This window comes from Winogradskyella sp. (assembly GCF_965228925.1).
In the GTDB taxonomy this organism is placed as follows: domain Bacteria; phylum Bacteroidota; class Bacteroidia; order Flavobacteriales; family Flavobacteriaceae; genus Winogradskyella.
Map to the genome: position 1 here is coordinate 741005 of NZ_OZ245845.1, position 12981 is coordinate 753985.

Annotated in this window: 13 protein-coding genes; 8 read left to right on the top strand and 5 right to left on the bottom strand. The window is 38.5% G+C overall.

Annotated features, from left to right (window positions below):
* Positions 1 to 63 precede the first annotated feature (63 nt).
* Complete coding sequence (locus ACO052_RS02930) at positions 64 to 861, bottom strand: universal stress protein (RefSeq protein ID WP_422106524.1); 798 nt, start codon at positions 859 to 861, stop codon at positions 64 to 66.
* 112 nt (positions 862 to 973) lie between these two features.
* Here ACO052_RS02930 and ACO052_RS02935 point away from each other — a divergent pair, with 112 nt between their 5' ends.
* From ACO052_RS02935 to ACO052_RS02955, 5 genes are all read left to right on the top strand, one after another.
* Positions 974 to 1474 carry a GNAT family N-acetyltransferase gene (locus ACO052_RS02935; protein ID WP_422106525.1) on the top strand — a complete coding sequence of 167 codons (501 nt, stop codon included), beginning with the start codon at positions 974 to 976 and terminating at the stop codon, positions 1472 to 1474.
* Positions 1471 to 2808 (top strand): MATE family efflux transporter, encoded by a 1338-nt coding sequence (locus tag ACO052_RS02940; RefSeq protein WP_422106526.1) that lies wholly within the window; start codon positions 1471 to 1473, stop codon positions 2806 to 2808. Before ACO052_RS02935 ends, ACO052_RS02940 begins: the two co-directional genes overlap by 4 nt.
* Positions 2809 to 2844: 36 nt before the next feature.
* Complete coding sequence (locus ACO052_RS02945) at positions 2845 to 3024, top strand: hypothetical protein (protein ID WP_422106527.1); 180 nt, start codon at positions 2845 to 2847, stop codon at positions 3022 to 3024.
* 78 nt (positions 3025 to 3102) lie between these two features.
* Complete coding sequence (locus ACO052_RS02950; protein WP_422106528.1) at positions 3103 to 3555, top strand: 6-pyruvoyl trahydropterin synthase family protein; 453 nt, start codon at positions 3103 to 3105, stop codon at positions 3553 to 3555.
* 10 nt (positions 3556 to 3565) lie between these two features.
* Positions 3566 to 4372 (top strand): UDP-2,3-diacylglucosamine diphosphatase, encoded by an 807-nt coding sequence (locus ACO052_RS02955; protein WP_422108032.1) that lies wholly within the window; start codon positions 3566 to 3568, stop codon positions 4370 to 4372.
* Here ACO052_RS02955 and ACO052_RS02960 read toward each other — a convergent pair.
* From ACO052_RS02960 to ACO052_RS02975, 4 genes are read right to left on the bottom strand one after another with little or no spacing between them, the layout of a single operon-like run.
* A complete protein-coding gene (locus tag ACO052_RS02960; RefSeq protein WP_422106529.1) occupies positions 4369 to 5643 on the bottom strand; it encodes an MFS transporter in 1275 nt (424 codons plus the stop codon). The two genes, ACO052_RS02955 and ACO052_RS02960, sit on opposite strands and share 4 nt — an antisense overlap.
* A gap of 5 nt (positions 5644 to 5648) precedes the next feature.
* Positions 5649 to 7340, bottom strand: a complete 1692-nt coding sequence (recJ, locus tag ACO052_RS02965; RefSeq protein ID WP_422106530.1) for a single-stranded-DNA-specific exonuclease RecJ — start codon at positions 7338 to 7340, stop codon at positions 5649 to 5651.
* On the bottom strand, positions 7340 to 7936 hold the full coding sequence (locus ACO052_RS02970; protein ID WP_422106531.1) for a GNAT family N-acetyltransferase: 597 nt from the start codon (positions 7934 to 7936) through the stop codon (positions 7340 to 7342). The genes recJ and ACO052_RS02970 overlap by 1 nt, the downstream gene beginning before the upstream one ends.
* Positions 7929 to 8366, bottom strand: coding sequence for an OsmC family protein (locus ACO052_RS02975; protein WP_422106532.1), 438 nt, complete (start codon positions 8364 to 8366; stop codon positions 7929 to 7931). Before ACO052_RS02975 ends, ACO052_RS02970 begins: the two co-directional genes overlap by 8 nt.
* A 138-nt stretch (positions 8367 to 8504) precedes the next feature.
* Here ACO052_RS02975 and ACO052_RS02980 point away from each other — a divergent pair, with 138 nt between their 5' ends.
* From ACO052_RS02980 to ACO052_RS02990, 3 genes are all read left to right on the top strand, one after another.
* Positions 8505 to 9107, top strand: coding sequence for a carboxymuconolactone decarboxylase family protein (locus ACO052_RS02980; RefSeq protein WP_422106533.1), 603 nt, complete (start codon positions 8505 to 8507; stop codon positions 9105 to 9107).
* Positions 9108 to 9117: 10 nt separating this feature from the next.
* The gene (locus ACO052_RS02985) at positions 9118 to 9885 is read left to right on the top strand and encodes a toxin-antitoxin system YwqK family antitoxin (RefSeq protein ID WP_422106534.1); all 768 of its coding nucleotides are present in this window, start codon (positions 9118 to 9120) and stop codon (positions 9883 to 9885) included.
* Between the two features lie 238 nt (positions 9886 to 10123).
* A complete protein-coding gene (locus tag ACO052_RS02990; protein ID WP_422106535.1) occupies positions 10124 to 12976 on the top strand; it encodes a carboxypeptidase-like regulatory domain-containing protein in 2853 nt (950 codons plus the stop codon).
* Positions 12977 to 12981: the final 5 nt, after the last annotated feature.

Consider the following 12981-nt stretch of genomic DNA (forward strand, 5'->3'; position numbering starts at 1 on the left):
ATCTATTTGACAAAAAAACAGTTGCAATGTTACGCCATGTCAACGATTTCAAAAAAGTAGGGATTATTTAAGTCCACTCAGTACTAAAACTGGGATATTGGAGCTATGGAAGTCCTTCTTTAAAATAATATCATCTTCCCATAACTTAGAGAAAAATCCGCGATGACGTCTTACCACACATAATAAATCCGGACTGTGATTCTTATAGTGCTCCAAAACCGCCTGAAAAGTCGTTGGGCTTTCGGCCATCGTCGTATTGGTGATCATTTCTTTAAGTTCGTCGTTTAACTCAAAATCGCCCGAGTTATGATAAGAGGTTTTGACCAACAAAATGTTGAGGACCGCCTTAAATTGATCTTTGATGCTTTGTAATGGCTTCAATACGCCTTCTTTTCTTATGATGGTCGATTTCACTGCCAAAAGCATTTTAACAATAGGCTTATAGACATAAGCTTCGGGTACAATCAAGGCAGGAATTTGCGTACGCTTTACAATCTTACCCGAAGTCTTACCCAAATACACCTCATCCTTAATGGAGTTCGTACGCGGTTCTAAAATAATTAAATCAACATTGAGGGCTTCACATACCTTTTCTATGGTATCGACGAGTTTCCCTTTAAAGGTTTTGGTAATCACCTCAACGCCTTTAGTATCTATAGAAGCCACATGCGACTCGAGGAATGCCATAGATTCGCGCTCAAGAATATGATCGACCTTAATCATGGTTCCTGCTTTGGTGTAAACATTATATATTTGAATAACATATAATTTTGCACCAAATGCCTTTGCAAAGTCAACCGCATATTGCAAATGCGATTGTGCGTTTTTGGATGAGCCAACAGGAACTAAAATCGTTTTCATAATTTAAATGTATTATTAAAATAAATTGTTATGTAAACAACGCTTTAAAAGAGCAGAAATAGTATCTGCTAAATGCGCATTATGGGCTTAAGGGCAAAAGTACACATTATAAATGATACGAAAAGGGAATTTAGAAGATATAGAATCAATCATGGATTTAACCAAGGCTTGTGCCAAAGCCATGATAGCTCAAGGCATCTATCAATGGAATGACTATTATCCCAATGCCCAGGCTTTTGAAACGGATGTTAAGCGAGATGAACTGTACGTGCTAGACATAGACGGACAAGTCAAGGGTACTATTGTGATTTCTACATTTATGGACGAGGTTTATAGTCCAGCGAAATGGCTCACTGAAAACAAAAACAACATCTATATTCATCGTGTCGCCATACATCCCGAACTACAGGGCCAAGGTTATGCACGAGGGCTGATGGATTTTGCCGAACAATTCGCTATAGATAATGGCTATAGTTCCATAAGATTAGACACCTTTTCCCAGAACAAAAGAAACCAAAAGTTTTACGAACTTCGCGGCTATAAACGATTAGGAGATATTTACTTCCCTAAACAGAGTGAATACCCTTTTTATTGTTACGAATTGGTCCTTTGAGCACAACTAGCATCACCTTAAAACACATCAATAAACTAGCTATACCAGCTTTAATTTCTGGTGTATCCGAGCCTATTTTATCATTGACGGATGCCGCGATTATCGGTAATATGGATTATGATGCTACCGAATCCCTAGCAGCTGTTGGGATTGTTACCACATTTTTATCCATGCTCATTTGGGTATTAGGACAAACACGGAGCGCCATTTCCTCGATTGTGTCACAGTATTTGGGAGCCGATAAACTGAGTGAAGTTAAGAACCTTCCTGCGCAAGCCATGTTTATCATCACCTCATTGAGCGTTTTAATCATATTGGCAACCTATCCGTTTGCCGCCCAGATTTTTAAACTCTATAACGCTTCGGATCTCATTCTCAACTACAGTGTGGATTATTACCAAATCCGCGTCTTTGGCTTTCCGTTTACCTTATTTACTATAGCGGTTTTCGGCACCTTTAGAGGGCTTCAAAACACCTATCACCCCATGCTTATTGCCATTTCAGGAGCCATAGCCAATATCGTGCTCGATATTGCTTTGGTTTATGGCATTGAGGGATTTATTCCTGCCATGCATATCAAGGGCGCAGCTTATGCCAGCGTTATTGCACAAGTTATTATGGCGTTGCTTTCCGTGTACTATATGCTTAAAAAAACAGATATCCCTTTATTGGTCAGATTTCCGTTCAATCCAGAAATTAAGCGTTTTATATTGATGATTGTCAATCTATTCATCAGAACCATAGCGCTAAACGTGGCTCTATACTTCGGCACGAGCTATGCCACAAAATATGGAACAACCTATATTGCGGCATACACCATCGCCATTAATCTCTGGTTTTTGGGTGCCTTTCTTATTGATGGTTATGCAAGCGCTGGTAATATCTTGTCGGGCAAACTGTTCGGAGCTAAAAACTATGGCAGCCTTATCGCATTAAGTAATAAACTCATAAGGTATGGTGTTGTTGTAGGCCTAATCATTGGTGGTATTGGCGCGCTACTTTACCATCCCATAGGACGCATCTTTACAGACGACAAGGCCGTTTTAGATGAGTTTTACAAGGTGTTCTGGATCATTTTGGCCATGCAACCTTTATGTGCTTTGGCCTTTATTTTTGACGGTGTTTTTAAAGGCTTGGGCATGATGCAATACCTTAGAAATGTTCTATTATTTTCAACACTATTGGTATTTATTCCTGTGATTTTTTGGACCGATCTCATGGACTATAAATTGTATGGCGTCTTTATCGCATTTACACTGTGGATCATTGCTCGTGGACTACCACTAATCATAAAATTCAGAAAAACATTTAAATCCCTTGCCCAAAACACGTAAATTTGGCCCATAAATCGATAGTTAAGTATAAAAGCATTGATTAGAGCACTTATTTACGTATTACAAGAGGTTGATATAGACCAAAAACTAAAGGACGCGCCAGATGACAGCTATGCTATTGGTGTTTTCATTGGTAAGCTCTTACCATTTGTAGTATTGGTCATTATCGCCTATGCGATTTACAGATATAATAAAAACAGAATAAAAGACGAATAAGGTGGGAAATACACTCTTTTTAGTTTTAGCAATTGTACTAATTATCATCTACTTTTACAATAGAAATAGAAGACGTTAATGAGCAACATACGCATTACAAAACAATTTTCATTTGAAGCTGGGCACGCGCTTTATGGTTATGACGGTAAGTGTAAAAACTTACATGGCCACAGCTATCACTTGTATGTAACTGTGATTGGTACTCCAATTGCGGATACTACAAATGTGAAGTTTGGTATGGTGATCGATTTTGGAGATTTGAAAAAAATTGTGAAAGACGAAATCGTCGACGTTTTTGACCATGCCATGATTTTCAATAAAAACACACCACATCTGGAGTTAGCTAATGATTTAAAAAATCGTGGTCATCATATCATTTTAGTGGATTATCAGCCTACCACAGAAATGATGATCATTGACTTTGCGGAAAAAATAAAACGACGCTTACCAAACAACATAAAATTGCATTCCTTAAAACTTCGAGAAACGGCTACCAGTTTTGCTGAGTGGTATGCCAGTGACAATGAGTAACAATCACCACATAGAAATACCCTCTGGAAAAAAGATTTATTTTGCTTCAGATAATCATCTTGGGGCTCCAACTATGGCAGCCTCTAGACCTCGTGAAAAGAAATTTGTGTCTTGGTTAGATGAGATTAAAGAAGATGCTGCCGCCATCTTTTTGATCGGTGATTTATTCGATTTTTGGTTTGAATATAAAACCGTGGTTCCAAAAGGTTTTACCCGAACTCTCGGTAAGTTAGCGGAAATTAGCGATTCGGGTATTCCCATTTATTATTTTGTGGGTAATCATGATTTATGGATGAATGGCTATTTTGAAGACGAATTGGGTATTCCTGTATACCATAAACCACAGGAATTTACATGTTCTGTAGCGACTGAGGCCCTCGAAACCGCTTCCGTCACTTCCAAAGCCCCAGTGACCAGCACCTCTTTTTTTATTGGGCATGGTGATGGCCTAGGCCCTGGTGATAAAGGCTATAAACGCATGAAAAAAGTCTTTACCAATCCTTTTTTTAAATGGCTCTTCCGTTGGTTACATCCGGATATTGGTGTTAGAATTGCCCAATACTTGTCCGTAAAGAACAAGCTGATTTCTGGTGACGACGATGCCACATTTTTGGGTGAGGACAACGAATGGTTAGCGGTTTACAGCAAACGCAAGCTCCAAGAAAAACATCGCGACTTTTTTATTTTTGGCCATCGACACTTACCCTTAGAAATTGAGCTTAGCGATACTTCAAAGTATATCAACTTAGGCGATTGGATTTCCTACTATACCTATGGTGTTTTTGATGGGGACGAGTTTCAGCTTAAAGCCTACTAAACCTTTACTTCTTCGTAATGATCTTCTATATCTTGCTGTAAATCCAATTCCCGTAAGGGTTTATTTCTAAGGCCCATAACTATAACGACTAAAAGGGTAACCGTGCCACCAAGGACGACGGCCAAAGGTGCACCGAAAATCTTAGCTGCAATACCACTCTCTAATGCACCTAGCTCATTTGACGATCCTACGAACATGGAATTGACGGCACCAACACGTCCTCGCATTTCGTCTGGAGTCTTCAACTGTAAGATGGTTTGGCGTACCACCATCGAGATCCCATCAAAAACACCAGAAAAGAATAAGGCCACTACACTAAGCCACATTAATTTTGAAGCTCCAAAAATGATCATACAGATCCCAAATCCAAAAACAGAAACCAGTAATTTTTTACCCGTATTTTTTGTAATGGGAATATATGTCGTGGCAAGCATCATAACAATACTACCCGAAGACAATGCGGCATTTAAAATACCAAACCCCTTCGGTCCAGCATCTAGAATATCTTTTGCAAATACTGCAAAAATCGCCACAGCACCGCCAAATAAAACGGCAATCATATCTAGTGTCAGTGCGCCTAAAATTACCTTATCGTTAAACACAAACTTAATTCCAGACTTTAAACTCTCTTTTATAGATTCGTTGGTGGCTTTATTTAAAATAGGTTTCTGCGTGATTTGTAAAACCAATGCCAAGGCTATCATCACCAATAGAAATATAATACCTAGGGTGTAGTGCACTCCTATCCATGCAATTAAAAATCCGCCGCATAAGGCCCCAAACACATTAGCTCCCTTCCAAGTACTGCTGCTCCAAGTCGCGGCATTAGGATACACAGCTTTCGGAACGAGCAAAGCGATCAATGAAAATATGGTCGGTCCAAAAAAAGCTCTGAGTACGCCCCCAAAAAATACCAATCCGTAAATGCCAAATAGAATGCTGTTGGTTTCCCAAGTTGATTCAACAGTTTCAGAAGTCAACCAGAATAAGCCAAAGCTGATCAAAGAGAACAGAGCAATACAAAGCGTGAATAAATTGCGCTTTTCCTTTTTATCAACAATGTATCCTGCAAAAGGTGCTAGGAAAAAGGCTGGTAGAAACTCGCAAAGTCCAATGATCCCTAGCGATAACGGATTTTCTGTTAAGGCATAGACTTGCCATTCAATCACAACAAATTGCATCGACCAACCAAACACAAGGGCAAATCGCAACAATAGGAAAATATTGAATTCCTTAAATCGTAGTGCTGCGTATGGATCGTTTTTTGTCAAAAAATTTAAGCTTTAATATCTTTTAATTTCAATTGCAAACTCACCGTACCATTCCAATGATTTTCGTCAATGGTATAGGCCATCTCAAAAGGACGCTGGTTCTTGATCAAGTTAATTTTATCGCCTAAACCAAAGCCTATACATACCAGTTGGTCGGCAAAAGACTGTGTTGCCGTAAATCGCAGATGCTTATCATCTTCTCCAACACATTTTCCCCAACCCGTGTCTTTTACATGCTGTGTCATAAACACAGGAGTCATATTTCCTGGGCCAAAGGGACCAAACTGTCTAAGAATTCGAAACAATTTGTGATCGATTTGATTGAGGTCGATTTGCATGTCCACCTTTAATTCTGGTGTCAATAATTTTGGGTCGATGGTTGCCTTTACCACACTCTCGAATTTGGCCTTAAACGCTTCATAATTTTCGGGCAGCAAGGTTAAACCCGCTGCATATTTGTGGCCTCCAAACTGCTCGATGTATTCCGAACAGGCTTCCAAAGCATTGTATACATCAAACCCTTTGACCGAACGTGCCGAGGCTGCTAGTCGATCGCCACTTTTTGTAAATACCAAGGTAGGTCTGTAATAGGTTTCCGTTAAGCGCGATGCCACAATTCCAATGACGCCCTTATGCCAGTTCTCATCGTAAACCACAGTGGTAAATCGGTCTTGTTCGTTATGGTCTATAATCTGGATCAAGGCTTCCTCCGTAATCTGCTTATCTGCTTCTCGGCGGTCTGAATTAAACTGGTCGATATCCACCGCATACTCGGCAGCAAGGTTAAAATCCGTTTCTGTCAAGAGCGTGACGGCATGATTCCCATGTTTCATTCGTCCCGCAGCATTGATGCGCGGTGCTATGATGAAGACCACATCGGTAATGGTCAATTGTTCTTTCTTTACTCCAGCAATAATGGCCTTCATACCTGATCGAGGATGACTATTAATGACCTGTAAGCCAAAATAAGCCAGTGCTCTATTTTCACCTACAATAGGTACAATATCCGCACCAATGGCCGTAGCTACCAAATCGAGATAATCTACTAAATCCTCAATGGCCAGTCCCACTTTACTGCCCAAAGCTGTGACGAGCTTAAACCCTACTCCGCAGCCACAAAGCTCCTTAAACGGATAGTCACAATCCTGACGTTTTGGATCTAAAACAGCTTCTGCATCAGGTAATTCGTCTCCAGGCCTATGGTGGTCGCAAATGATAAAATCGATCCCCTTTTCTTTGGCATAGGTCACCTTATCAATAGCCTTAATCCCACAGTCTAAGGCAATGATTAAAGAAAAGTCGTTGTCGTGAGCAAAATCAATGCCCTTATATGAGATGCCATAACCTTCATCATAACGATCAGGAATATAGGTTGCAATGTTACCGGTTCGTGTTTTTAAATAAGACGATACTAAAGCCACAGATGTGGTACCATCCACATCATAATCCCCATACACTAAAATATTTTCATTTTGAAGAAGCGCAGTTTCGATTCTAGCGACCGCTTTATCCATGTCTTTCATTAAGAAGGGATCGTGCAAATCATCCAAACTCGGTCTAAAGAAGGCTTTAGCGGCATCATAAGTATCAATACCGCGTTGCAACAATAATGTGGCAACAATAGCATCAACCTGAAGGGCTTTTTGTAAAGCTTCAACTTTCGAAGGTTCTGGTTTTGGCTTCAGTATCCAACGCATTAATTAATCAATTTTCCTTTTAACATTTCTCTCTTTGAACTTAGCCACTCATCGCGTAAAATGCTTAATAAAATGGCATCACTTCTCCCATTGCTATTCGGACTGGGAAGGGCTTTCCTAAACCTTCCTTCTACGGTACATCCAACACTTTTCATGGCTGCTATACTTCTTAAATTTTCTTCATAAGCTCCAAGGCCTATGTGGTACATTTCCATCGTATTAAAAGCAAAATCAAACATTAAAAATTTGCAGTGCTTATTTAACCCTGTTCCTTGAAACTTTTTCCCATACCAGGTATACCCTAATCTAGTGTTTTTTAGATCTAAGCTAATCTTACAAAACCGCGTACATCCGGCAACTTCATTTGTTCTTTTATCTACTACTAAAAAAGGATATTCATTTTTATCTTTTCGGGCCTCTATGGCTGACTTAATATATGACCTTAGGTTTTCTAATCCATTTCCTTTAATAAAGGAGTAGTCCCATATATTAGGTTCATTTGCAATATCCAACAGGTCATTTACATGAGCTAATTTTAAAGGCTTCAAACAAACGACATGATCTTCTAGTATGTAATCTGTAGAAAAATCAAACATTCCGCTTTGTCCCTATGTGATAGACAATATTTGTTTTTACCTCCGCAAAACGTTTGAACATTTCCATAACGCCACAATACTTGTCTACCGAGAGGTTAACGGCACGCTCGCATTTCTTCTTGTTTAAGTCAGTCCCGTAAAAATGGTATTCTACTTCAACCGTATGGTAGTATCTGGGATGCTCATCAGTGAGTTCTCCAACCACTTCAATTTTAAAATCATCAATAGCTTCATTCATTTTATCCAAGATGGAAATGACATCTAAAGCAGAACAACCCGCTAAAGAAGACAACATCATAGCTTTAGGTGACAAGCCATAGCGCTCATCCTGACCTTCAATATCAGTATCCATGATGACGGTTTTACCACTTGGATTATCCGATTCAAAGGTTAATCCCCCTTTCCAATGTGTTACAATTTTATCTGCCATTTTTAAAGTTTAAAAGTTAGAAGTACTTAAAGTCCCTAAAGTTAATAAGTAAAAAATAGATAATGTATATTAAACTTAAGTTTGTATTGACCATGGACTTTAAGTACTTTAGACACTCAAAACTTTAAGCACTTAAAAATGGCATTAGTAACACCTTTATCTCCAGAACACGATTTAGAAACCAAAGAATTGGCCGAATTCTTTAATGAAACCTTGGGGTTTTGTCCAAATTCGGTTTTAACCATGCAGCGCAGACCTGCCATTAGTAAGGCCTTTATCAATTTAAATAAGGCGGTGATGGCCAACGAAGGCCGCGTGACTTCGGCATTAAAACGTATGATTGCTTGGGTGAGTAGTAATTCTACAGGGTGTCGATATTGCCAGGCTCATGCGATAAGAGCGGCTGAACGCTATGGCGCCGAACAAGAACAATTGGATAATATATGGGATTATAGAACACATCCTGCCTTTTCTGAAGCCGAACGTGCGGCTTTAGATTTTAGCCTCGCAGCCTCTTTGGTACCAAATGCCGTAGATGCCGATATTAAAAAACGTTTATACGAACATTGGGATGAAGGCGAAATTGTTGAGATGTTGGGTGTCATTTCTTTATTTGGGTATTTGAACCGTTGGAACGATTCTATGGGTACCGATATTGAAACTGGGGCAGTTGAAAGTGCGGACCAATACTTAGGCAAGCACGGTTGGGAAAAAGGAAAGCATAATGGTAGTCAATATTAATAAGCCGTATATGCGCCTCAAATATTGTCCTTTATTACTACTAATCCTCATCTTTTTTTCGGGCTGTAAGTCCGATTCCAATACCAAAAAAGACGATGCGTTCACCTTTATAGAACGCAACGGCTATACCGTTAACAGCTACAATGGTCTCAACTACTATTACCTTAATAAAACCAAAGCCTTAATGGATGGTTATTATGTTGTAGGTAATGAAGTTACCAAGTGGGAGGAATTTGAATTTAAGAAAGGGCTGTTAAACGGTGACTATATTATTTTTCATCCAAATGGTGAGATGTCTTCGCATTCAAAATATAGCAATGGGAAACTACAAGGTGAAGAATTAATCTATACACCCTTAGGTAAGTTATCCAAGAAAAATAATTACAGAAATGATGTTTTGGATGGCACTCAATACAGTTATTATGACAATGGCAAAGTACGGTCTGAAGCAAAGTATGAAGACGGCGAACGTATAGAGACCTTAACGTTTAATATCCTTGGGCATATTGTGTCTCAATCTTTTATCAAAGACAGTAGAACAATCACTCAGAATTTAAGAGAGGGAAAGTTATATTCGGAAAAGGTATCGTCTAATTATGATGCTTATGAAACCATGAAGTTCTTTAACGAAGATGGTAGTACAAAAATGTATCTGCAAAGAATTGAAGAAAATGATAGGTTTTATATTCTTGAGCTTAATGACGATGGAAAGGAAATAAAACGAGTCGATGTAAAAGCCAACCCAGAAGAAGCTGCTAAGTACTTTAGTTTGTTTTAAAAAATTATACGATTCCTTAAGTATCAAGAAGCTGTCTCAAAAGTACAATTTTGTCACCTTGGACTGTTTCAAGGCTTCATAAAACACTGAAAAACAACATAATGAAATTCTGAAACAAGTTCAGAATGACAGCTATTATTGGTTTTGAGATAGCTTCTTACATTTACGTACTATACTCACTCAACCTAAGCGTTCACTCATTCTCTATTTTAGGTCATCGCTTTCAACTATACATTTGATGCAACCAACATTTGTACTTATGTATAAGACCTCATTTAAAATACATCTTTTCCTTTTTTTATTTCCGCTTCTAAGCCTAGCACAAGAAGGAATTATAACAGGAACCCTTACAACAGATTCGGACGGATTGCCACTTCCCGGAGCCTCAATTACGATAAAAGGTACATCTTATGGTGTGCAAACCGATTTTGACGGAAAGTATACTATTAAATGCCATGTGGGAGATGTCTTGGTCATCAGTTATATAGGTATGACTCCCAAAGAAATCACAGTCACCCCTAACATGTTTGGTAAAACGCAGCAAAACCAAGTAAAACTGATTCCTGTGAAGCCTATAGAAAATGAGGCCTATAATGAGGCCTTAAATTCCATAGAAAAGCAAAATTTTAAAACCCCTGCCATTGATGATGCTAAGCATAATTATAACAAAAAAGATATTAACGCACTTTCGCGCATAAAAGCTATAAATATCGATTCAGAGGAGGTAGACCTCACTTATTTTAGTCCTGATATTTATTTTGAAGTCGGTACAAATTCTAACTTGAGTTTTCAGTTTGTTAAAAACAATAATCTCCCTGAATTACAAAGGTCTTTTAGTCAAGGAGCTGCTGAAAATGGTTCCCTTGTATTTCTTGGACCAGAAACAGGAAACCCCCTCTCTTATGGGCCACATCTCAGTACTTTAGAGTACGACGGAACCGATTATAGTTTCGATACTAATGGTAAACTCGTCCCGATAGGCTCAGGTAATGGCAGCCCTGCTAATGCGTATACAAATTCCATATTAAGCACCGCTATTAATAGGCTTACTAATGTCTATTTTAACCTTGGCACCGATCTTTGGACAGCTGGTATCGATTACAGTCATAAAAATACAGAGGATAATTTTGGTCGCAATCGCAATAAGAGAGATGATCTTATATTAAATTTTGACAATAAGCATCACTACAAGCGTAAATTGACTTGGATAAGCTTAGCCAAATACAGCAAATCGGTTAATAACCAACCCAATATTAATGGATTTACTAATAATCTACTCTTAAATACTTGGATAACTCCGGTATCGTTTTCCAACGCACAAGGCTCTGTTCTTGCAGACCAGAGTCAACGTAGTTTTAGCCCAACCAACTATAACAATCCCAACTGGTTATTTCGAAACAATAGAAACTCTGATACTAATGAATTGTTTGTGCTAAGTCTGCAAAACAAGTTTGAAATCACTGATGATTTGGATTTTGACAGTCAGTTGAATTATAAAACCAATCATAATGAGCAGCAATTTGGATTGGTCACCAATACCGTTGGCTTTGAAAATGGTTATTTAAGCAAGAAAAATATCAAACACCACAGTTTTAATGCATCGCTAGACTTAAGCTATGAAAAACACTTAGGCAAGTATCACATTGAAGCGCGTTCTATTACAAGATTTAGAAACGAGCATTTAGACTACCTGTTTAATGAATACGAGGGCTTTGACGCCTTTTCCTTCTCAAACCCAGATACTACCACTTCAATAAGCAATCGAATTAACAGAAACGTATTACAACTCAACCAGGTTATCGGTTTGTCCTATTCTGGGGATACCGAAATCAGATTTAACAATACAACCTATATCTCATCGATCCAGAAAAATATGTTGTTCTTACCGGCTTCGACCTTAAAGATCGATTTGAATGATTTTTTACACGTCTATGACTTTCACGATATTATATTAAGTGCTCACAGTGCTTTTGGCATTAATGAGATGCCATTGTTCTACAATAATCAAAGTCATAATAGCCTACAATTATTACCTACTGAAAGTCTAAGTTATACGAGTAATATTGACTTGTTCATCAATGAGAATATCGCCCTTGAAGAAAAGCATGATTATGCCTTTAATCTCGATTTAGGGTTTTACTTTTTAAATTCAAGTTGGGACTTCCTAGCAAGTTATTTTAGTTCAACAACTGAAGGCAGTGTATTCCCGGTTTTAGAGGATGGTGCGTTTCAACTTCAAAATATTGCTGATATAACCAACAGAGGTCTAGAGTTACAATTAGAAGTCTCAAAATCGTTTGAAAAACTACACTGGAATAGCTCACTGAGCTTTATGACCAATAGCAATGAAGTTAAAAAATTGAACAGCGACCAAAATCGCATTCCAATTGCAGGTTTTCAAAATGTTTCTAAAAATCTTATTGTGGGCGAATCTGCTGGAGTTATTGTGGGTTCGGCCTATGCACGAGACACTAACAATAACATCATCATTGATGCCGACGGGTTTCCAGTAGTTGATGCAGAACAACAAATCATCGGAGACCCCATTCCAGATTTTACACTAGGATTTTCAAATCGCTTGAGATGGAAAAACTTAGAGTTTACATTCACTTTCGATTATCAAAAAGGGGGAGATGTGTGGAACGGTACACAAAATGTCCTCAACTATTTTGGCACTTCGCAACAATCGGCCGACCAAAGGGGTATTACAGATTTTATCTTCGCTGGGGTCGATGCGCAAGGTAACAGCAATACCATTCCCGTAGATTTTTACAATCCTGAAAATGGTATCGAAAACAACCGATTTGTGCGCTATGGGTTTAGTGGTGTGGCAGAAGACGCCATTGAAGATGCCAGCTATCTCAACCTGAGAACTGTAGAGCTGTCCTATGATTTTGCTAATAACGACTACGATACCTTTTTTAGAAAATTTGAGATCGGCATCTATGCACATAACCTTTTTACGATAACCAAATACAGAGGAGCCTCTCCTTATGCATCACTTTTTGATACGAATTCTGGGCATAACCTCAACTTTTTCAATACACCATTAATCTCTGAGATTGGGGTTAAAGCCAACATAAAAATATAATTGCT